Origin of the sequence: Psychrobacter sp. TB20-MNA-CIBAN-0197 (assembly GCF_040309765.1) — a bacterium.
In the GTDB taxonomy this organism is placed as follows: domain Bacteria; phylum Pseudomonadota; class Gammaproteobacteria; order Pseudomonadales; family Moraxellaceae; genus Psychrobacter; species Psychrobacter submarinus.
Map to the genome: position 1 here is coordinate 1 of NZ_JBEOPC010000285.1, position 312 is coordinate 312.

A 312-nucleotide genomic window follows, 5' to 3' on the forward strand; every position below is an offset into this window, starting at 1 on the left:
GGTAAAGACCTTGGCCAGATAACCGAGGTGCGTCTGGTCATCCTGTTCGCGCAGCAGCCCGACCAGGGCCATTTGCAGCATCTGCCGCAGTTTGCGCAGCACGTTCGGCAGATCGGGCGGTTCCAGCGCGGCGAGTGCCGCGTCGCCGAGCGGCGCCAGCTCGGGCAGTGGCGGGCTGAACAGGCTGGTTTCCGCCAGCAGGCTTTCACCACGGGCGCTACGCAGATCGTTGATCAGCGGCAACACCACCAGCGGCAGGTCGCGGCGGGCGCTCTGCACGCGGTCGAGGTAAAGCGGCAGTTGCCCCAGGGC

Annotated in this window: 1 protein-coding gene; it reads right to left on the minus strand. The window is 67.6% G+C overall.

Features of this window, described 5'->3' with window-relative positions; all coding sequences use genetic code 11:
* Nucleotides 1–312: FimL-related protein (locus AAEY83_RS13685; protein WP_351059631.1), on the minus strand; the 312-nt coding region annotated here is incomplete at both ends.